The organism is Ruegeria sp. BHSB172 (assembly GCF_059613165.1).
In genome coordinates this window covers 18,633-43,697 of sequence record NZ_JBXWRZ010000019.1, presented here as the reverse complement: position 1 = coordinate 43,697, position 25,065 = coordinate 18,633, and the positions used below count along the sequence as shown (strand labels likewise).

The following is a 25,065-nucleotide window of genomic DNA, read 5'->3' as shown; positions in this document are numbered from 1 at the left end:
GATCCCTCTTAGGCCGGGAGGCCAGCGCATTCAATGACTCTTGGGCGACCCGGCGGAAACTTTCCGAACCGTGCCATCTCAAATGAACGGTGTCAAAAGCATCCGCAAAGGTGTGATCGACCCGCGAAACGCCAAAGGCCCGGAAACCCGGCAAGCGGACGAACCCCCAAAGCCGAAGTTCCGGCTTTGGGGGGCGGCGATCAAGCCTGAGCCAGAATGGCGTCCAGCGGGTCGTGCTCGGCCACCAGATGCCCCGGGGCAACCTCGGTCAGCTTGGGAACATAGTCGGTCTGACCCGCCGCCAGACGGCTGGGCAGGAACCGCAGCGCCGCCTTGGGATCCATCGGCGAGGGCAACTCGCCCGGCAGTTTCAACCGCTGGCGGCTGCGCTCGACATCCGGGTCCGGGATCGGAACCGCCGAGATCAGCGATTGCGTATAGGGATGAACCGGGTTCGAGCAGATCACCTCGCCATCGCCCAGTTCGACGATGCGGCCGAGATACAGAACCATGATCCGGTTCGACACCGCGCGCACCACCGACAGGTCGTGGCTGATGAAGATCATCGACAGCCCGAACTCCTTCTGCAGTTCCTTCAGCAGCTGCACGATTTGCGCCTGGATCGACACGTCCAGCGCCGAGACCGCCTCGTCGCAGATGATCAGCTTGGGTTTGTTGATCATCGCACGGGCGATGCCCACGCGTTGGTTCTGCCCGCCCGACAACTCGTGCGGGTAGCGGTTGATCATGTTGGCGTTCAGGCCGACCCGTTCCATCATCTCGGCGACCATCTGCTTGCGCTCGCGCTCGGTCAGGTCGGGGCGATAGGTTTTCAGCGGTTCCGCGATCGAGGCAGAAATCGTCATCCGCGGGTCCAGGCTGGCCAGCGGGTCCTGGAACACGATCTGCAGGTCCTTGCGGTACTTGTTCAGCTCGGCCCGTTTCAGCCCGACGATCGGATGGCCCAGCCAGCTGACATTGCCGGCGCTCGGCTCGATAAGCTGCAGCACGGCACGGGCGAGGGTGGACTTGCCGCAGCCCGATTCACCGACCACGCCCAGGGTTTCACCCTTGCGGATGTCAAAGCTGACGCCGTTCACCGCCTTCAACGGCACCTTGCGGCCAAAAATGCCGCCCGGAACGTGGATCGGGAAATGCACCTTGACGTCATCGACCCTCAGCAGCGGGGCCTCGTCGGTCTCCACCGCCTTGGGCGCATCGCCCGCGTCGATGCGGGGCATGGCCTCGATCAGGGTGCGAGTATAGTCGTGCTTGGGCGCGTGAAAGATCTCGCGCGTGTCACCGGCCTCGACGAACTCACCCAGGCGCATGACCTGCACCCGGTCGCACATGCGGGCCACGACGCCCATGTCATGGGTGATCAGGGCGATGGCCGTGCCTTCGTCCTTTTGCAGACGCACCATCAGATCCAGGATGTCGGCCTGAACGGTCACGTCCAGCGCGGTGGTCGGTTCGTCGGCGATCAGCAGTTTGGGATTGCACAGCATGGACATGGCGATCATCACCCGCTGGCGCATCCCGCCCGACAGCTCGTGCGGGAACTGGTCCAGACGGCGCGCGGCCTCTGGGATGCGGACGCGGTCCAGCCATTCCAGACACCGTTGCCGCGCGGCCGAGCCCAGCAGGCCTTCGTGCACGCTCAGCACTTCGCGCATCTGCTGGCCGATCCTCAGATGCGGGGTCAGCGCGGTCAGCGGGTCCTGAAATATCATGCCCACATCGGCACCGCGGATCTGGTTCAGCTTGCTCACGGGCAGGTTCAGAATTTCCTGCCCGTTCAGCAGCACCGACCCGGTGGCCCGGCCCGCCGGCGGCAGCAGGCCCATCGCGGCCATGAAGGTCTGGCTTTTGCCCGACCCGCTTTCGCCGACGATGCCCAGGCATTCGCCCGGGGCGATGTCAAAGCTGATGTTCTTGACGGCCTCGACCACCCCATCGGGCGTGTCGAACTGAACGCTCAGGTTCTTTACGGAAAGCAGGCTCATGTCAGCGGTCCTTCGGATCCAGTGCGTCACGCAGGCCATCGCCGATGAAGAACATCGTGATGATGATGGTGACGTAAAATGCCAGGGGGTACATCAGTTGCCACAACGTGCCGTAACCCATGGTTCCGGCGCCCTCGGCGATCAGACGACCCAACGAGGTATAGGGCTCGGAAATCCCCAGCCCCAGGAACGAGATGAAGCTTTCCGTCAGGATCATCTCGGGCACCAGCAGCGAGGCATAGACGATCACCACGCCCAGCAGGTTGGGCAGGATGTGGCGGTACATGATGGTGAACTCGCTGACACCGGCAGCGCGGGCGGCTTCGATGAACTCACGGTTCTTCAGGGTCAGGGTCTGGCCGCGCACGATCCGTGCCATGGTCAGCCAGCCCACCGCACCCAGTGCGATGAACAGCATGAAGAACGACCGCCCCGCCACGACCAGCAGCAGGATGATGACCAGCGTGGCCGGAATGGCCAGCAGGATGTCGACAAAGCGCATCATCACGCTGTCGACGCGGCCGCCGATGTAACCGGCGGCGATGCCGTAGCAGGTGCCGACGATCAGCGCGGTGGCCGCCCCGACCAGGCCCACCAGTAACGAGGTGGTGGTGGCCTGGATGACCCGGCTGTACAGGTCGCGCCCCAGATCGTCGACGCCGAAATAGTGGCCGGTTTCGATGGACGGCATCCCCATGCCGGCCACGTCGCCCATGACGGCCCAGTCGATTTCCTCGTTGTTCCAGACGGCGAAGTAAGGCCCGATGATCGTGAACAGAACGATCAAGCCCAAGATGAACACGCTGGCCATGGCGGCCTTGTTGCGGACAAAACGCATCCGCGCGTCCTGCCACAGCGACCGGCCCTGGATGGCGGTGTGATCGGTGATGGTCTCGGCCAGCCGAGCGGCTTTTTGTGATTTTCCAAGCATGGATTGCCCCTCAGTACCGGATTTTCGGATCGAACCAGGCATAGGCCAGGTCGGTCAGCAGGTTCACCAGAACGGTCAGCACGCCATAAAGTATCGTGACCCCCAGCAGCACGGCATAGTCGCGCGACAGGGCCGAACCCACATAGGCTTGCCCCAGCCCGCCGGTCGAGAAGTAGATGTCCACAAACACCGACCCGGTCAGTACATAAACGAAGACCGGGCCCAGATAGGACACCACCGGCAGCAGCGTGGGTTTCAGCGCGTGGCGCCAGATCACGGTGCGGGTCGGTAGGCCCTTGGCCCGGGCGGTGCGGATGAAGTTCGAATTCAGAACCTCGAGCATAGACGACCGGGTGATCCGCGCGATCGAGCCCATGTACGAGGTCGCAAGAGCGATGACGGGCATGATCAGGTATTGCCACTGACCCCCGTTCCAGCCGCCGCCCGGCAGCCAGCCCAGCCACAGTGTGAAAGTCAGGATCAGGATCGGGCCCATGATGAAGTTCGGCAGCGCCTGGGCGGCGATGCCCAGACCCACGGCGAAATAGTCGATCCAGCTGTTGTGGCGGATCGCGGCGGCGATGCCCAGCCCGACGCCCACCAGCGTAGCCACGATGAATGACAGCATCCCGTAGGTCAGCGAAATCGGAAAGCCCTGCGCGATGATGTCGTTCACGTCGCGGTCCTTGAACTTGAAGGACGGGCCGAAATCGAAATGCACCACGATGTTGTACAGATAGTCCCAAAGCTGTTTCCACAGCGGCTGGTCCAGCCCGTAGCGCGCCTCGATATTGGCCAGAACCTGCGGCGGCAACGGCCGCTCCGAGGTGAAGGGCCCGCCGGGCGCGAAGTGCATCAGAAAGAAACTGGCTACGATCAGCAACAGGATCGTCGGAACGGCGATCAGCAGTCGCCGGATGACATAGGCAAGCATTTCATGCCCCCAATTATTGGCCCTGCCCCAGAGCATGTCCGGGGCAGGGCGCGATCAAAGGATGATGATTACTCGGCGATCTTGTAGAGGTTTTTCGAGTACCAGTTCTGCTCGACGTTATTCACCGGCCAGTTCCCCACGTCGCTGTCCATCATGTAGACGCCGGCATAGTGGTAGATCGGGATCACAGGGGTTTCCTGTGCGATGATCCGCTCGACCTCGGTGTACAGCGGGGCCGGATCATCCGAGGTCTTGGCCTGGGCCAGCAGCTCGTCCACCTTCGGGTTGCTGTACTTGCCGTCGTTATAGCCGGAATCAGACTGCAGCAGGTCCAGGAAGGTCGAGGCTTCGTTGTAGTCGCCGCACCATGCGCCGCGGGCCAGCTCGAAGTTCTGGTTGCCGCGCTCTTCCAGGAAGATCTTCCATTCCATGTTGGCCAGCTCGACCTGCGCGCCCAGCTTCTGCTTCCACATCTGGCTGAGGGCCACGGCGACCTTCTTGTGCGCCTCGGAGGTGTTGTAGACCATCGAGAAGGTCAGCGGGTTGTCGGGGCCGTACCCGGCCTCGGCCAGCAGTTCCTTGGCCAGCTCGTCGCGCTCGGCTTGCGTCATCGTCGCCATTTCGACGACCGGCGGGGTGAACCCTGCGGTGGCTTCGGGCACGAAGGTGTAGGCTTCGGGCTGACCTCCGGCCAGGATGTTCTCGGTGATGATCTTGCGGTCAACCGCCAGCGACAGAGCCTGACGCACGTTCGGGTCCTTGAAGGCCTCGGGGCCGCCGTCGGACAGGTTGAACGTGTAGTAGTAGTTGCACAGGCGCGGGAAGCTGATCGCCTCGTTCGGGTATTCCTTCTTCAGGCGCGGGAACTGGCCTGCGGGCACCTCGGTACGGTCCAGCTCGCCGGCCAGATAACGGGTCAGGGCCACGTTTTCATCGTTGATGACCAGCGCCACGACCTTGTCGATGATGGTGTTGTCGTTGTCCCAGTACATCGGGTTGCGCTCGCGCACCGAGCGTTCGTTGGGCAGGTGCTCGGTCAGGACATAGGCGCCGTTCGACACGATGTTGCCGGGCTTGGTCCATTCATCGCCGAACTGCTCGATAACCTTCCGCGGGGCCGGGAAGGTGGTCGAATGCGTGGTCATCTGCGGGAAATAGGGCAGCGGCGCGCTCAGCTTCACTTCCAGCGTGTGGTCGTCGATCGCCTTGACGCCCAGATCGTCGACCGGCTTGTCGCCCGCGATGATTTCGGCGGCGTTCTCGATCGACATCAGTTCCATGAACCACGCATAGGGCGAGGACAGCGCCGGATCGACGGCGCGCTTCCAAGCGTATACGAAATCATGCGCGGTGACCGGGTCACCATTCGACCACTTGGCGTTGTCGCGCAGGGTGAAGGTGTACACGTCCTTGGTTTCGTTGGTGGTATAGCCGGTCGCCACGCCCGGAACCAGGTTGCCGTTCTCGTCCTGGTTCATCAGACCTTCGAACAGGTCGCGGACAATCTCGGCGCCCGACACGTCCTCGACCACCTGCGGGTCGACCGAGCTGTGCTCGTCCAGCACGCGGTAGACAAAGGTCTGGTCGTCGGCCAGCGGCTCGCCGGTGACCGGATGGGTGCCTGCGGCCAGCGCGGCACCGGTGATGAAGGTCGAGCACAGCAGGCCCGCCACCGAGTTTCGAAGGATGGTGTTCATGATCTTCTCCCATTTATTGTGGCGGCGGTCTGCGCATCCCCGTGGGATGGCGTCCGGCGGCCCTGGTTGCCCGACATCCGCTGGGACCCGGTTCTTTTCGATTTTGGATTGTGCCAATTCGCAAGGAACACTGCGTCGCAGCTTTGTGGATTGCAGTCGGTGAAGTGGATGCAAGAGCTTCCTCTCGCTGTGTAAGACCGTGCCACTATTTTGGGCAGGGTTAAAGCCTTCCCATGAACCCGGATCGCCTAAAGGTAGAAAGAAACTTCGTGACGCGAGGTCGCCGAAATTTTGTAACGATGGCGTTTGTCGCTGGGATATTTTCGTGCCCAGGCTGCTCGGAATTCCGCCTGTGAAGCGGCCTGTTTCGGCAGAGTATCGCGGCCCGTTTTCGCCGAATTCGGCGAATCGCCCGCGGTCAGGGGCGCAACCGCGATTTCATCCGCGCGTCGGGAAAGCATGTGGGGCGCTGGCCTGTCGCCTCTTGCCAGCGGCCGATCGACCGGCGCGTCTTGTATCCCGGCAGGCCATCGGCACCGCCCACGTCATGCCCCATGGCGATCAGTGCTTTCTGCATGGCTGCGATGTCCGACCGGTACAGGCCGTCAATCTTGCCCCAGCGCCCCTTGAAATCGCCCACGCCATACTGGATGCGGTCGCCTACATGGCCCACAAACAGGGCATAGAGGTCGCTGGTGTTGTAGTCCTTCAGAACGTAGAAATTGGGTGTCACGATGAAGGCCGGCCCGTGGCGGCCCGCTGGCATCATCAGGTATCCTTCGCCGAGCAGCTCGTGCGGGGGAAAGGGTCGGCCCGAGACGCGGGTGATGCCCATCGCGGCCCAGTCGCGGATCGGGCGACCCTGATCGGGGCCCTCCAGCGCACAGGACACTGACGCATCCACCGTCACCTCGAACCCCCAGTCGCGGCCGGGCACCCAGCCATGTCGTTCAAGGTAGGCAGCGATTGAGGCGATCGTGTCTTCGGCCGACCTCCAGATATCGGCGCGCCCATCGCCATTGCCGTCGGTGGCATAGGTCAGAAAACTGCTGGGCATGAATTGCGGCTGGCCCAGAGCGCCGGCCCAACTGCTTTTCATCGCCCGGCCGCTTACGTGGCCGGCCTCGACGATCTGCAGGGCGGCGATCAGCTCGTCGGTGAAATACGCCGCGCGCGTGCTCATGAACGCCTTGGTGGCCAGCACCTGAAAGGCATCATGCCGGATGGGCACCTGCCCGAACCCGCTTTCGCGGCCCCAGATCGCAAGGATGATGCGTGCGGGCACGCCTGTGTCCGCCTCGACCCGACGCAGGGTCGCTGCATGGCGTTTGGCCATCCTGCGCCCGGCCGCGGCGGTGCCTTGCACCGTGTTGGCGTTGAAATAACGCGCCGGTGCGCCGAATTCGGCCTGGCGCTGCGTCTTGGGCGTCTTTGGTGTGGTTCCGGGCGGCACCAGATCCGGCAGATCCCAGTTGATCCTGACGCCGTTCAGACTGTTTTGGAACGTGCGGCGCGACACGCCCTCGCCCCGGGCCAAGGGCCAGAGTTCGGTGCTCAGCCAAGCCTGGAATTGTTGTTCCACGGCGGCCCTGTCCAGCGCCGGAACGGCGGTGGCCCAGATCAGGCCGAGGATGACGAACAGCACACGCATGGCAGATTCCGAGTGTCTCCACCCCGCGACCCAAGTCAACTCATACCGATAGTTTGCCTGAAATTTCTTGTGAAGTCGGTCAACTCTGCCGATAGTTGCCGAAACCAGCGGGAACAAAAGGCAATCTGACGTGGCCAGAGAACCGACGACCCCGGCAGTACGAGCGACGCTGATCGCGATCACGGTCTGGGCGGTCGCCGCCCATCCTGGGTTGGCCAGTAATAGCTTTCTGGACCCGCAAGGCCCGATAGCCCAGGCCCAGAGGGTTCATCTGTTGCGCGCCACCGCGCTGATCCTGGTTGCGGTCATTCCGGTTCTGGTTCTGGTTCCCCTGATCGCTCTGCGCTATCGCCGTCGCGCGCAAAGCCCGGCTACCTATCGGCCCAAATGGGAGTTTTCGCCCCTGCTCGAAACCGCGATGTGGGGCGTGCCAGTGGTAATCGTGGCGCTGCTGTCCTTCTATCTGTGGAAGGCGACCCACCGGCTGGACCCCTACGCGGCCGCGTTCGGCGATGAACCGGCCCTGCGCGTGCAGGTGGTGGGGCTGGATTGGAAATGGCTGTTCATCTACCCCGATCTGGGCATCGCGACGGTGGGTGAATTCGGGATTCCCACGCAGCGTCAGGTCGCCTTGACGCTGACGACGGACACGGTGATGCAATCCTTCATGATTTCTGCCCTGGCGGGGCAGATCTATGCCATGCCCGGCATGATGACCCAATTGCATCTTGTGGCTGATGTCCCGGGCCGGATGCAGGGCGAGAACACCCAGTACAACGGGCGCGGATTTACCAAGCAGAAGTTCCAGACGGTCGCGATGTCGCCCCCGGACTTCGACGCATGGGTTGACCGGGTTGGGCAGAACGGAATCGTTCTGGACCCGGCAACCTATCGGACGTTGGCCATGCGGACCGACCGGGACGAAGTTCAGGCCGCGCTTGGCACCGCGCAGATGCCGGACAATGCGCTGTACTTTCGTCTGGATGATGGCGATCTGTTCCACAGCGTTCTGGACCGGTATCACAACGGGCAACCATTGCCTGAGGATCAGCAACCGGGAACCGCCCAATACGGGCAGGAGGGCAAGCCATGACAGCTGTCGAGTCCGGTTTCTTCGGTCGTCTGACCTGGGAAGCATTCCCCATCGCCGGGCTGATTCAAGATCCCAACACGAACGAGATCGTCGCCAACGCGGCGGCGGGCGTGGTGATCGTCGGTGTGGTCTTGGTTCTGGGGCTGCTCACGTGGTTTCGCCTGTGGGGGCCGCTGTGGCGCGACTGGCTGACCAGCGCGGATCACAAGAAAATCGGCATCATGTATATCGTCTTTGCCATCGTCATGCTGGCGCGCGGCGTTCTGGAAGGCGTCGTGATGCGTGCCCAACAGGCGGCCGGGCCGGGCGAGGGATTCCTCGAGGCCGAACACTTTGCCGAGCTGTTCAGCACCCACGGCACGATCATGATCTTCTTCGTGGCGGTGCCCTTCGTGTTCGGACTGGCGAATTTCCTTGTCCCGCTGATGATCGGCGCGCGCGACGTGGCCTTTCCGGTGATGAACCAGATCAGCCTCGGCCTGACGGTTTCGGCGGGGATGATGCTGATGGTCAGCTTGGTGGTGGGCGAGTTTTCCACCGGCGGCTGGACGGCCTATCCGCCCTATACCGGAGCGGCCTTCAATCCGGGTGTGGGGCCGGATTACTGGATCTGGGCGATCGTGGTGTCGGGTATCGGCACCACGCTGACGGGGATCAACTTTGCCGTCACGATCTACAAGCTGCGCGCGCCCGGGATGAAATTCATGCGGCTGCCGATGTATTGTTGGACGATCATCTGCAGCTCGATCCTGATCGTGTTCGCAATGCCGCCTTTGGGGGTAGCGGCGCTGCTGCTGGCCGCTGACCGGTATCTTGATTTCCATTTCTTCACCAATGACCTGGGCGGCAACATGATGAACTATGCCAACCTGTTCTGGTTGTTCGGCCACCCCGAGGTCTATCTGCTGGTTCTGCCGGCCTATGGTATTTATTCCGAAGTCTTCGCGACCTTCTCGGCCAAGCGGCTCTATGGCTACAACTCGCTGGTGATCGCGACCATGTCGATTGCCGTGCTGTCGTTTACCGTCTGGCTGCACCATTTCTTCACCATGGGCCAAAGCGCCCTGATCAATGCGGTGTTCGGCATCGCCACGATGCTGATCGCCATACCCACCGGCGTTAAGGTCTATGACTGGATGGCCACCCTGTATCGCGGCCGCATCCGGTTCTCGGTGCCGATGCTGTACGGGCTGGCCTTTCTGATGTTGTTCGTGATCGGGGGGCTCAGCGGGGTGATCCTGGCCAACCCGACCGTCGATTACCAGGTGCACAATACGCTGTTCCTGGTCGCGCATTTCCACAACGTGCTGCTGCCGGGTGTCCTGTTCGGATTGCTTGCGGGCTACAACTACTGGTTTCCCAAGGCGTTCGGCTTCCGCCTGGATGAGGTCTGGGGGCGGATATCGGTCGTGCTGTGGACGGTGGGCTTCATGCTGACCTTCCTGCCGCTGTATTTCGTGGGGCTGATGGGGATGCCGCGCCGCTCCTACAGCTGGGAGGACCCGAGCTTTCACCCCTACATGATCACGGCCGTCATCGGCGCGCTGGTCATTCTGGCGGCCTTGCTTTCGGTCGTCGTGCAGCTGTGGGTCAGCATCCGGAACCGCGAACAGAGCCGCGTACCGGTTGGCGACCCCTGGGACGCCCGCACGCTGGAATGGTCGATTCCCTCGCCGCCGCCGCCGTACAATTTCGCGATCATCCCGCATGTCACGGACCGCGACGATTTTGCCGCCGCGAAAGAGCGTGGCGAGGCATACCCGCACCCCGATCAGTACGAGGACATCACCATGCCGCGCAACACCGGCATCGGTTTCGTGCTCTGCGTGCTCAGCGGTGTGTGGATGTTTGCGCTGGTCTGGTGGATCTGGTGGCTGGCGGCGCTGGTGACAGTGATGATGATCCTGTCGTTCATCCTTTGGACCTTTCAGACCGATACCGAGGAGGTTGTTGCGGCCGAAGACGTGCGCAGGCAGCACGAGGCCTGGCTGGACTTGGTCCGCAACGCGACCCCTGTAAACAGGGATCATGAAGGCGCGCCAGAAAACACCGGGCTTGCCCGACCGGATCTGGAGGCGACGACATGAGGCCTGCACCAACCCACAGCTATCCGGGCCTGAACCTGGGCCGAGGCAGGCCCGGGGCCCACAAGGCGACCGAGGTTGTGACCTTCGGTTTCTGGGTCTTTCTGATGAGCGATCTGGTCTATTTCGGGCTGATGTTCGGCGTCTACATCACCATGATAGACGCACAGGCCGGTGGTCCGGGCCCGCACGCGCTGTTTGATCTGTACAGCATCTTTGCCCAGACGCTGATCCTGCTGACCAGCAGCCTGACCGTTGGACTGGCCATGCTGGCGCTGAAATACAACCTGCCGCGCGGTCGGGTCGTCCTGTGGTTCGGGGTCACGCTGCTGCTGGGGCTGAGTTTCCTAGTCCTCGAGATCCGCGATTTCATGTCGATGGTGGAAAAGGGCGGCATCCCACAGCGCAGCGGTTTCCTGTCCGCCTACTACGGGCTGGTGCCTCTGCACGGTCTGCATGTGGCCGCAGGCTGCGTGTGGTTGGTGGTGCTGGGCATTCAACTGCGGGTCATGGGGATGACCGACCTGGTGATCTCGCGCATGGTCCGGCTGGCGCTGTTTTGGCATTTTCTCGACCTAATCTGGATCGGCATCATCACTATCGTCTATTTCGGAGGGCTGACTTATGGATAGACATTCCGAACTGCACCGGCGCGAACGGCGGCGCTATGCGATCGGGTATGGTGGCTCGCTTTTGTTGACGCTGGGCATGTTTGGCACGGCGCATTGGTTCGGCATCGAAACCCCCGGCGTCTATCTGACGATCGGCCTGCTCGGGCTGGCGCAGCTGATCGTGCAGCTGATCTATTTCCTGCATATCGACCGTCGCCGCAGCAGCCGCGAGGATCTCGATCTGGTGTTGTTCTCGACGCTGGTTCTTCTGATCATAATCGGGGGAACGGTCTGGATTCTGGGCAATCTGGCGATGCGGATGCACATGCCCGTCATGTGAGCGCGCTCAGCGCGTTGCCCACAGGCCCAGCCACAGGGCCAGCCAGCACAGGCCTACGCTCAGCAGGATGTTGGCGGCTGCGCTCGCGATGGTGCGCTCGCGCCGCAGTTCCAGCGACTGCCAGGCAAAGCTGGAAAAGGTCGTGAAACCGCCGCAGAAGCCGAAGACAAGGCGCCTTTGATCTTCGGCCAGATCGACGGTGCCGCCCAGATACCCGATCCAAAGCCCCAACAGCAGGCTGCCGCCCACGTTCACCATCAGAGTTGCCACCGGTAGGTCATGGGTAACCGCGCGTGTAACCCAATGGCGCAGCACGGCGCCCAGCCCGCCGCCCAGCCCGAACATTAAGTGCAGGTGCAGATCGGTCATCCGCCGAACCCTCGGGCCGACCTGCGACGGCCGGTGGCCTCGCCCAGAATGGCCGCGCCCAGTCCGGCGGAGATCTCGGCCGCCAGCGGTATCAGCACCACCCAGCCCGAGGTTTCGGCGAAGCGCTCCAGCTCGGCGACGAACGAGGAAAAGGTCGACAGCCCGCCGCAGAAACCCACAGCGCCCAGATGCAGCACATGGGCATGCACACGGGTGCGGATCGCATACAGCCAGCCCAGCACGAAACAGGCCGCCACGTTGATGCCGAACGTGGCCGTCAGCAGTGGCGCACCGGGGATCTCCAGCGCAAACAGTTCGCGCAGGATCGACCCCGCCGCGCCGCCGATGAAGACGGCGGCATACATCAGCGGTCGTCCCGCTATGGCAGCCTGCGCTCTGGCCAAGACGTCTGTCCCTGTTCCTGCGTGTCTGCGCATGGATAAAGGGCGTGCCCATCAGGCTCAAGGGCGATCACGATGGCGCAAGACAGGCCGCGCGATCCGCACAAAGGCTTGCAATCGCGTGACAAGCTTTCCACGATCGGCCGAAGATCATGAGGGAGAGCAGGATGATCGTACGCAGGATCTACTTTGCCGTGACCTTTGTCGCGTTGCCGCTGACGGTCATTCTGGGGCTGTTCTGGCCGCCTGCTTTCTGGCTGCTGGTCCTGTTGGTGCCTTATGCGCTGGTTGGTCTCTATGACCTGCTAACCACGCGGCACAACGTGCTGAACAACTATCCGGTTCTGGGGCACTTCCGCTATATGCTGGAATTCGTCAGCCCCGAGATCCGGCAATATTTCGTGGAAACCAACGAAAGCGGCCGCCCGTTCAACCGCATCGTGCGGTCTCTGGTCTATTCCCGGGCCAAGGGGCAGGTCGATACGCAGGCCTTCGGCACGCAGTACGACATCCTCAAGGTCGGGTACCACCGCGCCAACCATTCGCTAGTCCCCAAGGAGGTGCCGGAAAGCGAGGAACGCATCCTGCTTGGCGGGCCTCAATGTGAAAAACCCTATTTGGCGTCGCGTCTGAACGTCTCGGCCATGAGCTTCGGTGCGCTCAGCGCCAATGCGATCCGGGCGCTGAACGGCGGCGCGCGCGACGGCGGTTTTGCCCACAACACGGGCGAGGGCGGCCTGTCGCCCCATCACTTGGCCGAGGGCGGTGACATCATCTGGCAGATCGGCACCGGCTATTTCGGCTGCCGCACCCCTGAGGGCGGTTTCGACAAGGACAAGTTCGCCGAACGGGCGCGGATGGAGGTCGTCAAGGCGATCGAGATCAAGCTGTCGCAAGGGGCTAAGCCCTCGCATGGCGGCGTGCTGCCTGCGGCCAAGGTGGATGCCGAAATCGCCGTGATCCGCGGCGTGCCGGTTCACCAGGACGTGATCTCGCCGCCGGTTCATTCGGCCTTCGACGGCCCGACCGGGTTGCTGAATTTCGTCCAACAGCTCCGCGACCTGTCCGGCGGCAAGCCCGTCGGCTTCAAGCTGTGCATCGGGGCGCGATCCGAATTCCTTTCGATCTGCAAGGCCATGCTGGAAACCGGCATCCTGCCCGATTTTATCACCGTGGACGGGGCCGAAGGCGGCACCGGCGCTGCCCCAGTGGAATTTACAAATCGCCTGGGAACCCCACTGAACGAGGCGTTGATCTTCGTCGACAACAGCCTGCGTGGCGTGGGGCTGCGTGACAAGATCCGGGTGATCGCCTCGGGCAAGGTGGCCACCGGGTATGACATGATCGAGAAATGCGCCCTGGGGGCCGACATGTGCAACGCGGCGCGGGCGATGATGTTCGCGGTGGGCTGCATCCAGGCGCTACATTGCAACACCAACCGCTGCCCCTCGGGGGTGGCCACGCAGGACCCGGTGCGCGGCCGCGCGGTCAATGTCCCGCAAAAGCGCAAGCGCGTGCACCGGTTCCACGATGCGACGCTGGAAAGCTTCCGTGAGATCCTGGGCGCCATGGGCAAGGAACGGGTGTCGGATCTGCGCCCGTCCGACATCTTTCGCCGGACGGCGGACGAACGCGAGTGGTCCTATGCCCAGCTTTATACCTTTCTCGAAGACGGCGCCTTGTTGGGTGCCGACATTCCTGCCGAATTCGCCGATGATTGGGCCCGTGCCTCACCCGCGCAGTTCTGACATCCGGGCCTAGTTCAGCGACGGCCGCGGGTTGCTGGCGGCATGGGCGTGGATCTTGCGGATGCTCCATTCAACAGCGTTCCGCATCGTGCTGCCGAGGGCCTGATCGAAGGCAGCGACCAGGTCGGGTGTCTGGTCGCTGGCAGCAATCACGTCGCGCTGGAACGAGTTCGAGGCGATGATTTTGTCTTCGAACTCGTCGATGATCTTGATGTTGAGGCGAACTTCGATTTTGACCGAGGTGGAATCTTCGGTGTCTCCGAAGACGATGCCTTGGAATTCGCGCAGGTCTGGAACGATCACATAGTCCGCCCGCAGACCGACGGTCGAGCGGCCCACGGCCGCAACACGGTTGCTGTTTTCAAAGCTCTCGACCAGCAGGGCCTGCACGATCAGCGGTGCCCTGTCCACCCAGCGCGCGCGCGGCAGGTATTGCACCTGCAGGCGCGTCGGCTGCACCGCGATCTGGTCGGTGTTGACCGCGGCTGTGGCCGTCGGCTCCTGCACGACGATCTGCTTACCCACACGTGGCAGCGAACTGGAGAACGTGCTTTTGGGCGTCAGCAGGTACAGATCGTTGGGTTTCGAGGCCTGCTTCAGCGTTCCCAACCCGGTGCAGCCGGTCAACCCTGCCAGGCCCAACGCGACGATTGCTGCTCTGATCATTGGCGAAACTCCGATGCCTGTGTGCCCAGCAGGAACCGGGCCGGGTCGCGTTCCAGCTTGTCCACTAGCCGATCAAGGCCAACGACAAGGCGCTGGGATTCTTCGACGAAGCGCACGAACTGGGGCAGGCCCACCCGCAGAAAGTCCGACACCTGGCGACGGTTCTGCTGCACAATGCCGTCGATCGTGCCCAGCAGGTCCGACGCCGATTGCGAGGCGCTGAGGATATCGGCGGAAATCGCGTCGATCCGCTCGGTGACGTTCGACACGGTCTCGGCCACCTGGTTGGCTGCGGTGCGGATATCGGCGGCCACGGCGGCCACGTCTTCGTCCATGACACGATTGGCCGAGTCGAAGGCGCGTTCGGCCGAGGTCAGCGTGCCCTTGGCCGTTTCCATCGCCGAGGTGACGGAGTCGAGCGTTTGGTTGGCATTCGCGAAGGTGTTGTTGACGGTTGTCATGGTCACCCCTGCCTCATCCGACAGCCCGATCAGCCGGTCCGCCAATTCAGACCCCTGCGCGATGAAGGGCCGGATATCCTGTTCCAGCACCTGATCGGCCGTGGCCAGCGTCTTGTTGACACCATCCAGTGCGGTTTTTGCGGATTCCGCGGCGGTCTTGACACTGTTGAGCGTGTCAGTCCCGGTGGTCAGCGTGGTTTCGGCCGTATCCGCCAGCTGGTCCAGCCGCTGGGTGAAGGCACCAATCTCCTTTGCCGCACCGCCCAGATCGCCCGAGAGGGTTTCGAAATCGGTCAGCGTCTTGTCCAGCCGCCCCGAGGCCGAGGCGAGGTTGTCCAGAATGTCGGCCACCGCCTTGCGGTTGTCGTCATCGACAACGGCGTTGAGGTTTTCCAGCAGGGTCACCGCCTCGTCCAGCACCTTTGGCGCGCCTTCGAACAGCGACTGGATCGCGCTGCGTTTGCTTTTGATGACGCTGAACTGCGGCAGGCGCTCTGCATCGGGCGACCCCCCCGACAGTTCGACATAGCTGACGCCCGTCACCCCCAGCGACTGCAATTGCGCGATGGTATCCGTGGTGACGGGAATGTCGGCGTCGATTTCAAGGCGCACACGCACCTTCGAGGGGTCGTCATCGTCCAGATCCAGCGAGATCACCTGGCCCACGGGCAGACCGTTGTAGTTGACGCCCCCGGCCGCCGACAGGCCCGAAACATTGTCGAACAACACGTCGTAGTAGGCGTATTGCCGGGTCACCTCGAACTTGGCCAGCCACAGGAAAAAGCCGAACGCGCTGAGGATACCCACAAGCGTGAAAGTGCCGATCAGGATGTAGTTCGCCCGGGTTTCCATCGCCTCTACCTGTCGTGCCCCTTCTGCTGCGCCGCGCGGGCCCGGGGGCCGGTGAAGTATTCCTGCACCCAAGGATGATCGACCTTGGTCATCTCGTCTATGGGACCTTCGACCAGAACGCGTTTTTCCGCAAGCACCGCGACGCGGTCGCAGATGGCGTAAAGACTGTCGAGGTCATGGGTGACCATGAAAACGGTCAGCCCCAAGGCCTGTTGCAATTCGCCGATCAGTTCGTCATAGGCCGCCGCCCCGATCGGGTCCAACCCGGCGGTGGGTTCGTCCAGAAACACGATCTCGGGGTCCAGCGCCAGCGCGCGCGCCAGTGCCGCCCGTTTGCGCATCCCGCCCGACAGCTCGGACGGAAACTTGCCGCAACTCAGCTGTGGCAGGCCCACAAGGCTGATCTTGAGGCTGCCGAGCGCGCGCATCAGGCTTTCGCTCAGGCCCGTATGTTCGCGCAGCGGCGCCATCACGTTCTGCAACACGGTCAGCGATGAAAACAGCGCGCCGTCCTGAAAGGCCACGCCCCAGCGTTTCTCGATCCGGCGACGGTCCGCCTCGGGGCCGTTCAGCACGTCAACGCCTAGCACCTCGATGCTGCCGGCGGCGGGCTTGTTCAGCCCGACGATGGTGCGCAACAGGACCGATTTGCCGGTGCCCGACCCGCCGACGATGCCCAGAACCTCGCCGCGCCAGACATCCAGGTTCAGGTCATCATGCACCACCTGCGGGCCGAACTGGTTGCGCAGGTGACGCACCCGGATCACCGCCTCGCGCTGTGCCTCTGCCTTGGTGTCCTGCTGCTGGATTGCGCCATCCATGTCAGACGCCCACCTCAGAGAAGAAGATGGAAAACAGCGCATCGATGGCGATCACCATGAAGATCGCCTGCACCACCGATGATGTCGTCCGCTGCCCCACGCTCTGGGAAGAGCCCTTGACCTGCATCGCCTGCCAACAGGCGATCACCGCGATGACCACGGCAAAGAACGGAGCCTTGATCAGGCCGACTGCCAGGTGCCAGACATCGGTGTTTTCCTTCAGGCGCGTGACGAACATGCCGGGGCTGACGCCCAGATCGATCCAGCTCATCAAGGCGCCGCCGAACAGGCCGGCAATGTCGGCGACGAAGCCCAGGATCGGCAGCATGATCAGCAACGCCAGCACCCGAGGGACAACCAGAACCTCGATCGGGTCCAGGCCCAGCGTCTGCATGGCGTCGATCTCCTCCTGCACCTTCATCGAGCCGATCGAGGCGGTGAAGGCCGAGCCCGACCTGCCCGCCACGATGATCGCGGTCAGCAGGACGCCCAATTCGCGCAGAACCGAGATCGAGATCAGCTCGACCACGAAGATCTCGGCGCCGAACTGTTTCAACTGGGTTGCCCCCTGAAAGGCCAGAACCACGCCGATCAGAAACCCCATCAGCGCCACGATGGGCAGCGCCTTGAGCCCGGTTTCCTCCATCTGCGACACCAGCGCGGCCCGGCGCAGACGCCACGGCATGACCAACGTGCGCGCCAGCCGATGCAGCGTCAGGCCCAGAAAGCCCAGCATCGACGCCGTGTCGCGCCCGGCCCCGACCGTCCTCCGGCCCAGAGACTCCAGCCAGGGCACGAAGCCGCGCGGCGGGGCCTCTGCCGGTATCTCGGTTGCGATGTTCTGCGCGACGGTCTCAAGCAGCGCCGATTGCGTTGCCGAGACGTTTTCATAAGTCACGGTTGCGCCCGCCGCCGAGGCGCGCCGCGCCAGATCGCAGATCAGCCAGGCGCCTCCGGTGTCCAGCGACCTGAGCCCGGACAGATCGAAAATAATGCTTCTCGCGTCGGGGTGAAGAGACCGAAATCCCTTTTCCACCGACTCCAGCGATTGGGTCACCATCTCACCCGAAACGGCGATCCGCAGGTCGTCGTTGACCTGCTCCAATGCAATCGAGGGCTGTGTCATGTGGGTATCAGATGGGAAACGGCCCCCTGCTGCAACGGCTTTCTTGCACATGAGGTGAAACTGAGCGTGGGGCGTGTCCTTCAGGGGCTGCCGCGCCGTCGGAAAATCTCGCCTGACCGACGGAATCGGTTGCCCGGACCAAGGATCGCAGACACAGTCGCCTTCGGACGGAACACGGGATCCAGACAGGGTGGTTCGGAATGCGGCGAAGGGGAAATGTCCTGTTCATCATCATCGATCAGTTGCGTGCCGACTGCCTGACCGGGGCGCTGGCCGACCATGTCGATCTGCCGAACCTGCGCGGCTTCATGGCCGAGGGCGTCACGTTCACCCGCCATTTCTCGGTCACCAACCCGTGCGGGCCGTCGCGGGCGTCGCTGCTGACCGGACAATATGCCATGAACCACCGATCGGTGCGCAATGGCACACCGCTGCGGCATGATACGCCAAACATCGCCACCGAAATGCGCAAGGCCGGATACCTGCCGCAGTTGTTCGGCTATACCGACACCTCGGCCGACCCCAGGGTGCATCACCCGAACGACCCGGCGGTAAAGACCTACGAAAACCCGATGAACGGCTTTCACGAGGTCGTCGAAATGCGGCTCGAGGAATCTTTTCCCTGGCAATCGCACCTGCTGCGCAAGGGATATGAGTTCGACAACTATTGGGACCTCTACAAGCCGGTTTCACAGGACGGGTCCGTGCCTCGGTTGAATGATCCGGCCCCTTACAGCGCCGAAGACAGTGACACGGCATTCCTGACCGACTCGTTTTTGAACGAGATCGCGTCGTATCGAAAGCCCGGCTGGTTCGCGCATTTGACCTATATCCGCCCGCACCCGCCGCTGGTTGCGCCGGCGCCGTACAACCGCATGTATGATCCGGCGTCGCTGCCCCTGCCGACGCGTCTTGAATCGCCCGATGCCGAAGCCGCCGTTCATCCGTTCTTTGGCCCGGCACTGGAAAGCTGCGGGCCGGGTGACTGCGTACATGGCTTTGCCGAGGTGTCACCGACCGATCCGAACACCCAGACACTGCGCGCCGTCTATCTGGGGCTGGCGAGTGAGGTCGACTATCACATCGGTCGGGTGCTGCGGTTTTTGAAAGATAACGGCCAATATGATGACACGTTGATCGTCATCACCGCCGATCATGGCGAGATGCTGGGCGACCACCATGCCTGGGGCAAGATGTCGGTCTATGACGCGGCCTATCACACGCCGTTGGTGATCCGCGCGCCGGGCAACGCGGGGAATGCCGGGCTGCGCGTCGACGTTCCGACCGAATCCATCGACATCGCGCCTACCATTCTGCATTGGGTGGGGCAGGCCATCCCGAATTCGATGGACGGGCGTTCCCTGCTGCCGCTTCTGCGCGGCCAGACACCGGCGGACTGGCGCAGCTATTCTTTCAGTGAGCTGGATTTTTCCGACCCCGAACACCCGACCGTCTGGCAGAGGCGGCTGGGGACAGGGCACAGCGACTCGTGCCTGAGCATCCTGCGGGATACCCGGTTTACACTGGTGGAATTCGCCGCTGACCTGCCGCCCCTGCTGTTCGATCACAATGGCAAGGGCGAGGCCGAGAATGTCGCGCACAAGCCCGAATTCGCGTCGGACCTTGCGCGGTTGACGCGCCAGATGCTGCGCCACCGGATGCGCAACATGGACCATACACTCTCGTTGCATTCAATCACGCCGGATGGTCCGAGATCGGTGCGGCGCTATTCCTGACCCACGCCAGTTCCACCCCCTGTGACATCGCGGATGTTGCGTTTTCCGGCTTTATTGATAAACCCGAGTAGATCTGAATCATCGGGAAAAATTATCTATAAAATGTCGGCTACATCGAACACCTGGACCCGCGAAACCGCTCAGGCCATCTATGACCTGCCGCTGATGGATCTTCTGTATCGGGCGCAGACCGTACATCGCGAGAATTTTGACCCCAACAAGGTGCAGATGTCGCGGCTTCTGTCGATCAAGACCGGCGGCTGCGCCGAGGATTGCGCCTATTGCTCGCAATCCGCGCGCAACGGCTCCAAGCTGAGCGCCTCGAAACTGATCGAGGTCGAACGCGTTCTGGCCGAGGCCCGCAAGGCCCGCGAGTCCGGCTCGACCCGGTTCTGCATGGGCGCCGCCTGGCGTGAGCCCAAGGCGCGCGACATGGATGCGCTGGTGGCGATGATTCAGGGCGTCAAGGCGATGGGCATGGAAACCTGCATGACTCTGGGTATGCTGGACGACACCCAGGTGGTGCAGCTGCGCGATGCCGGGCTGGATTATTACAACCACAACATCGACACGTCCGAGCGTTACTACCCCGAGGTCATCACCACTCGCACCTTTGCCGACCGGATCGACACGCTGAACCGCGTACGCGAGGCGGGGATGAAGGTCTGCTCGGGCGGCATTCTGGGCATGGGCGAAAACGGCGAGGATCGGATCGACATGCTGGTCACGCTGGCCAACCTGCCCGAGCCGCCGGATTCGGTGCCGATCAACATGCTGATGCCGCAACCCGATACCCCGCTGGCCGACGCCAAGCCGGTCGATCCGATCGATTTCGTGCGCATCATCGCGCTGGCGCGGATCATGATGCCGAAATCCCATGTCCGCCTGTCCGCTGGCCGCAGCGACATGAGCGACGAGATGCAGGCCATGTGCTTCTTTGCCGGTGCCAACTCGATCTTTGCCGGCGACACGCTGTTGACCGCCGAGAACCCCGAGGAAAGCAAGGACGCGATCCTGTTCGCCAAGCTGGGCATCCAGCCGATGGAGGCGGAGTCCGAGGCCCGCGTGGACGCGGCCGAATGACAGCGATCGCAAGGCTGGGCAATGCGCTGAAGGTGCTGGAAACGCGCCATCGGCTGCGCAGGCTTGCGCCCCGCACTGGGCTGGATTTCGCATCCAACGATTATCTGGGCCTGGCCGGGTCCGATGTTCTGAAACGTGCGGCGCAGAACGCGCTGGACCGGGGCGTTCCGCTGGGTTCCGGCGGGTCGCGCCTGTTGCGCGGCAACCACCCCGAGCATGAGGCGCTGGAAGCCGAGGCCGCCGCCTTTTTCGGCGCCGAGGCGGCGCTGTTCATGGGCGGCGGGTTTCAGGCCAATCAAGCCATTTTCTCGACCCTGCCGGCGGCCGGGGATCTGATCCTGCATGACGAGTTGGTCCATGCCAGCGCGCATGAAGGGATGCGCTTGGGTCGGGCCGAGATCCGTGGCTTTGCGCATAACGACATTTCGGCGGCCCGCGCGGTGCTGGCCGATTGGCGTGCGCAAGGCGGCACGGGCCAGGTCTGGATCGCGGTCGAAAGCGTCTATTCGATGGAGGGCGATCTGGCCCCGTTGACCGCCCTGGCCGAACTGGCCCGAGCCGAGAAGGCAGTGCTGGTGGTGGACGAGGCCCACGCCACGGGCGTCTTCGGCCCGAACGGGCAGGGACTGGCCCATGGGTTGAACGCCGAGATGCTGACACTGCACACCTGCGGCAAGGGGCTGGGCGCCAGCGGCGGGTTGATCTGCGGGCCGCGTGAAATGATCGACACCCTGATCAACCGGGCACGGCCGTTCATCTTTGCGACAGCCCCGTCGCCATTGGACGCCGCCATCGTGCGGGGCGCGTTGCGGGCCGTCGGACAGGACCCGGGCCTGACATTGGCCGCGCGCGACCGGATGGCCCATGCCCATGCCGAAGCCGCACGCCTGTGCGGTCTGACCGGATTTCACAGCCAGATCATGCCCGTCATCGTGGGCCAGGACGCGGCCACGATGGATCGCGCGGCGGAACTCCAGCAGATGGGGTTTGACGTGCGCGGCATCCGCCCGCCCACCGTACCACGAGGCAGCTCGCGACTGCGGGTCTCGATCACCGGCAACGTCGGCGCGCAGGACATCACGGCGGTGTTTCAGGCCATCGCCGAACAACAGGCAGGAACCGCATGACCACAGTGATCGTGACCGGAACCGACACCGGTGTCGGCAAGACCGTGTTTTCCGCCGGGCTGACTGCGGCCCTTGGCGCGCAGTACTGGAAGCCCGTGCAATCGGGGCTTGAGGAAGAGACCGACAGCCAGATCGTGGCGCGCCTGTCCGGCCAACCGGTCTTGCCCGAGGCGTATCTGCTGAACCTGCCCGCCTCGCCGCACCTGTCGGCCGAGGCCGAGGGGGTCGAGATCGATCTGAACCGACTGACCCTGCCGCAGACCAATGGCCCGCTGGTGGTCGAAGGGGCTGGGGGTGTCATGGTGCCGCTGACCCGGCAGGCCTATTACCTTGACCTGTTCGCCCGCTGGCAAGCACCCGTGATTCTGGTGGCCCGAACGGCCTTGGGCACGATCAACCACACGACCCTGTCGCTGATGGCGCTGCGCGGCGCCGGTTGCCCGGTGGTCGGTGTGGCCTTCATCGGAGACCCCGAACCCGAGGTCGAACAGACCATCGCCCAGATGTCGCAGGTGCCCCACGTTGGACGCCTCGGCCGGATCGAGAATCTGACACCCGCCACCCTGCGCCGCGCGTTCGAGGCGATCGACATGGACACGATCCGAGGTGCCCTGTGACCCCGCTCGAGTTTGACGCCCGCCACTTATGGCACCCCTATACGAACGTGGCCGACCCGGGCCCGATGCATCTGATCGACCGGGCCGAGGGCGTGTATCTGTACCGCGAGGATGGGGTGAAGATGATCGACGCCATGTCCTCGTGGTGGTGCGCCATCCATGGGCACCGTCACCCGGCGATCACAGCCGCCATGCAGCAGCAGCTGGACCGGATGCCCCATGTCATGTTCGGAGGCCTGACCCATCGGCCCGCCATTGATCTGGGCCGCAAGATGGTGGCCCTGCTGCCCGAGGGGCTGGACCGGATCTTCTATTGCGACAGCGGCTCGGTCTCGATCGAGGTGGCGATGAAGATGGCGGTGCAGTTCCAGATGGCCCATGGCCGCACCGACAAGGTCGAGTTCGCCACGATCCGTGGCGGCTATCACGGCGACACCTGGAAGGCGATGAGCGTCTGCGACCCGGTCAACGGCATGCACGGGCTGTTCCGCGGCGCGCTGTCGATCCAGCACTTTCTGCCGCGCCCGTCCGTCCGTCTGGGCGATGACTGGCCAGAGGACTCCGCGCAGAACGGGCTCGACGCCTTGGAACAGTTGCTGCGGGACAAGGCGCACCGGCTGGCTGCGCTGGTGCTTGAACCGGTCGTGCAGGGCGCGGGCGGCATGTATTTCTATCACCCCAAGTGGCTGCGCCGGGCCAAGGCATTGTGTCAGGCCCATGACGTTCTGGTTATCTTCGATGAAATCGCCACGGGGTTCGGCCGGACCGGAGAGCTCTTTGCCACCACCTATGCGGGGGTGACGCCGGACATCATCTGCCTGGGCAAGGCGCTGACGGGGGGGCATATCTCGTTCGCCGCAACGGTGACCACCGAACAGGTGGCTTATGGCATCGGCAACAGCGAGGCCGGCGTGTTCATGCACGGCCCAACCTACATGGCCAATCCGCTGGCCTGCGCCGCCGGCATCGCCAGCCTCGGGCTGCTTGAAGACAACGGCTGGCAGTCCCGTGTGCGGGCCATTGAGACGCAGATGAAGGCCGAACTGGAGCCGGCGCGCGGCCTGCGCGGCGTCACCGATGTTCGGGTGCTGGGCGCCATCGGCGTGATCGAGATGGAGCACACGGTCGATCCGCGCATCGCCCATCGGCGGGCGCCGGAAACCGGTGTCTGGCTACGCCCCTTTGCGCGCAACATCTATTGCATGCCGCCCTATGTGATCTCGGGCGACGAGCTGAGCCAGGTGACGGCGACCATGGTCGAACTGGCGCGAGGCGACGCATGAGGCGGCACTGGCTGAACCGTGACGGCGGAGCGCAGTTGACGCTGGTGTTCGGCGGGTGGGCGCTGGGGCCTGCGCCGTTTACGCGCCTGACCGGGGCGGCGGATGTTCTGGTGGTTGACGACTATCGCAACCTCGACGACGCCCTGCCCGAAACCGGCGACTATGACACGGTCCGGCTGCTGGCCTATTCCTTCGGGGTCGCGTCGGCCGCGCATTGGCTGGCGGGTCACGGGCTGACCTGTGTCCGCAAGGTTGCGGTCAACGGCACGCTGTTTCCGGCGGATGCAGACCGGGGCATCGCGCCCGAGACGGTCGCGGCCACGGCCGATGGCCTGAGCGCGGCCAGCTTTGCACGGTTCTGCCGCCGGGCCGGGCTGGAAGGCCCCGCACCCGGGATCGATTTTGCCGTCGCGGCCGAGGAACTGCGGGCCATCGCGGCGCGCGGACCTGCGCCCGATCCCGGGTTCGACCGGGTCTGGATTTCTGCCTCGGACCGCATCGTGCCGACGGCGGCGCAGGAGGTGGCCTGGGGCCAATCGGACACCGTGCGCCGCATCCCTGGCCCGCACCAGCCTTTCGCGGCCGGGCAGACTTGGGCGGAGTGGTTCGCATGAACGCCATGCCCACGGACCGGATCCGGCGCAGTTTCAGCCGCAGCTTCGGCAGCTATCACTGCGCCGCTGGCCCGCAGGCCCGGATCGCCCGCGCATTGGCGCATCGGCTGGTCGATCTCGGGGCGCCCCGCCAGTTTGGCACCCTGTTCGAAATCGGCTGCGGCACCGGCCATCTGACCGAGGCGCTGCACCAGCAGTTTTCGTTCACTCGGACCAAGCTCAACGACCTGATGCCACAGGCCCAGGAGACTGCGCGGCGATGGGGCGCGGATTTCCTGCCGGGCGATATCCGCAATGTGACATGGCCCGCGCGGCCCGACCTGATTGCCTCGGCCTCGACGGTCCAATGGCTGGACGATCCGGCGGCCGTGGTCCGCCGTGCGATGCATCAGGTCGCGCCCGGCGGGTGGGTTGCCATTTCGGGATTTGGCCCCGACCAGTACGCCGAACTTTCCGCGCTGGGGTCGGCCGCCCGCGCGCCCGGTTTGTGCGGCCCCGAGGATCTGGCCGCGGGGATCGGCCCCGATGTTGAAATCCTCGACCTGTGGCAGGATCGGCAACCGCTGTGGTTCGAAACGCCGTTGGACGTGCTGCGCCACCTGCGTGAGACCGGGGTGAACGGCCGCGCGGCGCAGGTCTGGACCCGCTCCGACCTGACCGATTTCAGCACGCGCTATCGCGCCGCGTTTTCCGGCCCCAAAGGCGTGCGCCTGACCTATCACCCCGTCTGGATCATCGCCCGCAAACCCGGCTAGGGGCCAACCGGTCGCATCCGGCCCATCTACACCTGCCCGAAAACTGGTGATAGGCCTGT

The 25,065-nt window shown here is 63.7% G+C and carries 23 protein-coding genes; 12 read left to right on the top strand and 11 right to left on the bottom strand.

The window, feature by feature from the left end; all coding sequences use genetic code 11:
• Positions 1–200 precede the first annotated feature (200 nt).
• The 5 genes from AC2FM3_RS10725 to AC2FM3_RS10705 form a co-directional block, all read right to left on the bottom strand.
• The gene (locus AC2FM3_RS10725) at positions 201–2,006 is read right to left on the bottom strand and encodes an ABC transporter ATP-binding protein (protein WP_496681528.1); all 1,806 of its coding nucleotides are present in this window, start codon (positions 2,004–2,006) and stop codon (positions 201–203) included.
• A 1-nt stretch (position 2,007) separates the two neighbouring features.
• Positions 2,008–2,937 carry an ABC transporter permease subunit gene (locus AC2FM3_RS10720; RefSeq protein ID WP_496681526.1) on the bottom strand — a complete coding sequence of 310 codons (930 nt, stop codon included), beginning with the start codon at positions 2,935–2,937 and terminating at the stop codon, positions 2,008–2,010.
• 10 nt (positions 2,938–2,947) lie between these two features.
• Positions 2,948–3,871 carry an oligopeptide ABC transporter permease OppB gene (gene oppB / locus AC2FM3_RS10715; RefSeq protein ID WP_170367374.1) on the bottom strand — a complete coding sequence of 308 codons (924 nt, stop codon included), beginning with the start codon at positions 3,869–3,871 and terminating at the stop codon, positions 2,948–2,950.
• A 68-nt stretch (positions 3,872–3,939) separates the two neighbouring features.
• Entirely contained in the window at positions 3,940–5,568 is a 1,629-nt protein-coding gene (locus AC2FM3_RS10710) for a peptide ABC transporter substrate-binding protein (protein WP_496681524.1), read from the bottom strand.
• 418 nt (positions 5,569–5,986) lie between these two features.
• The gene (locus tag AC2FM3_RS10705) at positions 5,987–7,219 is read right to left on the bottom strand and encodes a lytic murein transglycosylase (RefSeq protein WP_496681522.1); all 1,233 of its coding nucleotides are present in this window, start codon (positions 7,217–7,219) and stop codon (positions 5,987–5,989) included.
• Between the two features lie 130 nt (positions 7,220–7,349).
• Between AC2FM3_RS10705 and AC2FM3_RS10700 the strand changes: the two genes are divergently transcribed.
• From AC2FM3_RS10700 to AC2FM3_RS10685, 4 genes are read left to right on the top strand one after another with little or no spacing between them, the layout of a single operon-like run.
• Positions 7,350–8,312 carry a cytochrome ubiquinol oxidase subunit II gene (locus tag AC2FM3_RS10700; RefSeq protein WP_496681520.1) on the top strand — a complete coding sequence of 321 codons (963 nt, stop codon included), beginning with the start codon at positions 7,350–7,352 and terminating at the stop codon, positions 8,310–8,312.
• Positions 8,309–10,399, top strand: a complete 2,091-nt coding sequence (locus tag AC2FM3_RS10695; protein ID WP_496681518.1) for a cbb3-type cytochrome c oxidase subunit I — start codon at positions 8,309–8,311, stop codon at positions 10,397–10,399. The genes AC2FM3_RS10700 and AC2FM3_RS10695 overlap by 4 nt, the downstream gene beginning before the upstream one ends.
• On the top strand, positions 10,396–11,028 hold the full coding sequence (locus tag AC2FM3_RS10690; protein WP_496681515.1) for a cytochrome c oxidase subunit 3: 633 nt from the start codon (positions 10,396–10,398) through the stop codon (positions 11,026–11,028). Before AC2FM3_RS10695 ends, AC2FM3_RS10690 begins: the two co-directional genes overlap by 4 nt.
• Positions 11,021–11,347, top strand: coding sequence for a cytochrome o ubiquinol oxidase subunit IV (locus AC2FM3_RS10685; protein WP_496681513.1), 327 nt, complete (start codon positions 11,021–11,023; stop codon positions 11,345–11,347). Before AC2FM3_RS10690 ends, AC2FM3_RS10685 begins: the two co-directional genes overlap by 8 nt.
• 6 nt (positions 11,348–11,353) lie before the next feature.
• Here AC2FM3_RS10685 and AC2FM3_RS10680 read toward each other — a convergent pair whose 3' ends face one another.
• Together AC2FM3_RS10680 and AC2FM3_RS10675 are read right to left on the bottom strand one after the other, a co-directional pair.
• On the bottom strand, positions 11,354–11,716 hold the full coding sequence (locus tag AC2FM3_RS10680; RefSeq protein ID WP_496681510.1) for a fluoride efflux transporter FluC: 363 nt from the start codon (positions 11,714–11,716) through the stop codon (positions 11,354–11,356).
• Positions 11,713–12,081: a fluoride efflux transporter FluC gene (locus AC2FM3_RS10675; RefSeq protein ID WP_496681508.1), complete on the bottom strand. Its 369-nt coding sequence runs from the start codon at positions 12,079–12,081 to the stop codon at positions 11,713–11,715. The genes AC2FM3_RS10680 and AC2FM3_RS10675 overlap by 4 nt, the downstream gene beginning before the upstream one ends.
• Positions 12,082–12,284: 203 nt before the next feature.
• Here AC2FM3_RS10675 and AC2FM3_RS10670 point away from each other — a divergent pair, with 203 nt between their 5' ends.
• Positions 12,285–13,865: an FMN-binding glutamate synthase family protein gene (locus tag AC2FM3_RS10670; protein ID WP_496681505.1), complete on the top strand. Its 1,581-nt coding sequence runs from the start codon at positions 12,285–12,287 to the stop codon at positions 13,863–13,865.
• Positions 13,866–13,874: 9 nt separating this feature from the next.
• On the opposite strand, the gene AC2FM3_RS10665 is transcribed toward AC2FM3_RS10670, so the two are convergent.
• The 4 genes from AC2FM3_RS10665 to AC2FM3_RS10650 are packed head-to-tail and all read right to left on the bottom strand — an operon-like array spanning position 13,875 to position 17,791.
• Positions 13,875–14,531 carry an ABC-type transport auxiliary lipoprotein family protein gene (locus AC2FM3_RS10665; protein WP_496681502.1) on the bottom strand — a complete coding sequence of 219 codons (657 nt, stop codon included), beginning with the start codon at positions 14,529–14,531 and terminating at the stop codon, positions 13,875–13,877.
• Positions 14,528–15,844 (bottom strand): MlaD family protein, encoded by a 1,317-nt coding sequence (locus tag AC2FM3_RS10660; protein ID WP_496681499.1) that lies wholly within the window; start codon positions 15,842–15,844, stop codon positions 14,528–14,530. Before AC2FM3_RS10660 ends, AC2FM3_RS10665 begins: the two co-directional genes overlap by 4 nt.
• A gap of 5 nt (positions 15,845–15,849) precedes the next feature.
• Entirely contained in the window at positions 15,850–16,665 is an 816-nt protein-coding gene (locus tag AC2FM3_RS10655; RefSeq protein ID WP_496681497.1) for an ABC transporter ATP-binding protein, read from the bottom strand.
• A gap of 1 nt (position 16,666) precedes the next feature.
• Positions 16,667–17,791 carry an ABC transporter permease gene (locus AC2FM3_RS10650; RefSeq protein ID WP_496681494.1) on the bottom strand — a complete coding sequence of 375 codons (1,125 nt, stop codon included), beginning with the start codon at positions 17,789–17,791 and terminating at the stop codon, positions 16,667–16,669.
• 200 nt (positions 17,792–17,991) lie between these two features.
• Here AC2FM3_RS10650 and AC2FM3_RS10645 point away from each other — a divergent pair, with 200 nt between their 5' ends.
• From AC2FM3_RS10645 to AC2FM3_RS10615, 7 genes are all read left to right on the top strand, one after another.
• Positions 17,992–19,527, top strand: a complete 1,536-nt coding sequence (locus AC2FM3_RS10645; protein ID WP_496681491.1) for a sulfatase-like hydrolase/transferase — start codon at positions 17,992–17,994, stop codon at positions 19,525–19,527.
• A gap of 102 nt (positions 19,528–19,629) precedes the next feature.
• On the top strand, positions 19,630–20,610 hold the full coding sequence (gene bioB, locus AC2FM3_RS10640) for a biotin synthase BioB (protein WP_093963112.1): 981 nt from the start codon (positions 19,630–19,632) through the stop codon (positions 20,608–20,610).
• Entirely contained in the window at positions 20,607–21,737 is a 1,131-nt protein-coding gene (locus AC2FM3_RS10635) for an 8-amino-7-oxononanoate synthase (RefSeq protein WP_496681488.1), read from the top strand. Before bioB ends, AC2FM3_RS10635 begins: the two co-directional genes overlap by 4 nt.
• Positions 21,734–22,354 carry a dethiobiotin synthase gene (bioD, locus tag AC2FM3_RS10630; RefSeq protein WP_496681487.1) on the top strand — a complete coding sequence of 207 codons (621 nt, stop codon included), beginning with the start codon at positions 21,734–21,736 and terminating at the stop codon, positions 22,352–22,354. The genes AC2FM3_RS10635 and bioD overlap by 4 nt, the downstream gene beginning before the upstream one ends.
• Entirely contained in the window at positions 22,351–23,637 is a 1,287-nt protein-coding gene (bioA, locus tag AC2FM3_RS10625) for an adenosylmethionine--8-amino-7-oxononanoate transaminase (protein ID WP_496681485.1), read from the top strand. Before bioD ends, bioA begins: the two co-directional genes overlap by 4 nt.
• Positions 23,634–24,251, top strand: coding sequence for a pimeloyl-ACP methyl esterase BioG family protein (locus AC2FM3_RS10620; protein WP_496681484.1), 618 nt, complete (start codon positions 23,634–23,636; stop codon positions 24,249–24,251). The genes bioA and AC2FM3_RS10620 overlap by 4 nt, the downstream gene beginning before the upstream one ends.
• Positions 24,248–25,006: a methyltransferase domain-containing protein gene (locus AC2FM3_RS10615; protein ID WP_496681481.1), complete on the top strand. Its 759-nt coding sequence runs from the start codon at positions 24,248–24,250 to the stop codon at positions 25,004–25,006. Before AC2FM3_RS10620 ends, AC2FM3_RS10615 begins: the two co-directional genes overlap by 4 nt.
• The last annotated feature ends 59 nt before the right edge of the window (positions 25,007–25,065 follow it).

Excerpts from the sequence above, each read along its gene's own strand:
- AC2FM3_RS10725 (WP_496681528.1), bottom strand. The coding sequence starts at position 2,006 with ATGAGCCTGCTTTCCGTAAAGAACCTGAGCGTTCAGTTCGACACGCCC.
- AC2FM3_RS10720 (WP_496681526.1), bottom strand. The coding sequence starts at position 2,937 with ATGCTTGGAAAATCACAAAAAGCCGCTCGGCTGGCCGAGACCATCACC.
- oppB (WP_170367374.1), bottom strand. The coding sequence starts at position 3,871 with ATGCTTGCCTATGTCATCCGGCGACTGCTGATCGCCGTTCCGACGATC.
- AC2FM3_RS10710 (WP_496681524.1), bottom strand. The coding sequence starts at position 5,568 with ATGAACACCATCCTTCGAAACTCGGTGGCGGGCCTGCTGTGCTCGACC.
- AC2FM3_RS10705 (WP_496681522.1), bottom strand. The coding sequence starts at position 7,219 with ATGCGTGTGCTGTTCGTCATCCTCGGCCTGATCTGGGCCACCGCCGTT.
- AC2FM3_RS10695 (WP_496681518.1), top strand. The coding sequence starts at position 8,309 with ATGACAGCTGTCGAGTCCGGTTTCTTCGGTCGTCTGACCTGGGAAGCA.
- AC2FM3_RS10690 (WP_496681515.1), top strand. The coding sequence starts at position 10,396 with ATGAGGCCTGCACCAACCCACAGCTATCCGGGCCTGAACCTGGGCCGA.
- AC2FM3_RS10685 (WP_496681513.1), top strand. The coding sequence starts at position 11,021 with ATGGATAGACATTCCGAACTGCACCGGCGCGAACGGCGGCGCTATGCG.
- AC2FM3_RS10680 (WP_496681510.1), bottom strand. The coding sequence starts at position 11,716 with ATGACCGATCTGCACCTGCACTTAATGTTCGGGCTGGGCGGCGGGCTG.
- AC2FM3_RS10675 (WP_496681508.1), bottom strand. The coding sequence starts at position 12,081 with ATGTATGCCGCCGTCTTCATCGGCGGCGCGGCGGGGTCGATCCTGCGC.
- AC2FM3_RS10670 (WP_496681505.1), top strand. The coding sequence starts at position 12,285 with ATGATCGTACGCAGGATCTACTTTGCCGTGACCTTTGTCGCGTTGCCG.
- AC2FM3_RS10665 (WP_496681502.1), bottom strand. The coding sequence starts at position 14,531 with ATGATCAGAGCAGCAATCGTCGCGTTGGGCCTGGCAGGGTTGACCGGC.
- AC2FM3_RS10660 (WP_496681499.1), bottom strand. The coding sequence starts at position 15,844 with ATGGAAACCCGGGCGAACTACATCCTGATCGGCACTTTCACGCTTGTG.
- AC2FM3_RS10655 (WP_496681497.1), bottom strand. The coding sequence starts at position 16,665 with ATGGATGGCGCAATCCAGCAGCAGGACACCAAGGCAGAGGCACAGCGC.
- AC2FM3_RS10650 (WP_496681494.1), bottom strand. The coding sequence starts at position 17,791 with ATGACACAGCCCTCGATTGCATTGGAGCAGGTCAACGACGACCTGCGG.
- AC2FM3_RS10645 (WP_496681491.1), top strand. The coding sequence starts at position 17,992 with ATGCGGCGAAGGGGAAATGTCCTGTTCATCATCATCGATCAGTTGCGT.
- bioB (WP_093963112.1), top strand. The coding sequence starts at position 19,630 with ATGTCGGCTACATCGAACACCTGGACCCGCGAAACCGCTCAGGCCATC.
- AC2FM3_RS10635 (WP_496681488.1), top strand. The coding sequence starts at position 20,607 with ATGACAGCGATCGCAAGGCTGGGCAATGCGCTGAAGGTGCTGGAAACG.
- bioD (WP_496681487.1), top strand. The coding sequence starts at position 21,734 with ATGACCACAGTGATCGTGACCGGAACCGACACCGGTGTCGGCAAGACC.
- AC2FM3_RS10620 (WP_496681484.1), top strand. The coding sequence starts at position 23,634 with ATGAGGCGGCACTGGCTGAACCGTGACGGCGGAGCGCAGTTGACGCTG.
- AC2FM3_RS10615 (WP_496681481.1), top strand. The coding sequence starts at position 24,248 with ATGAACGCCATGCCCACGGACCGGATCCGGCGCAGTTTCAGCCGCAGC.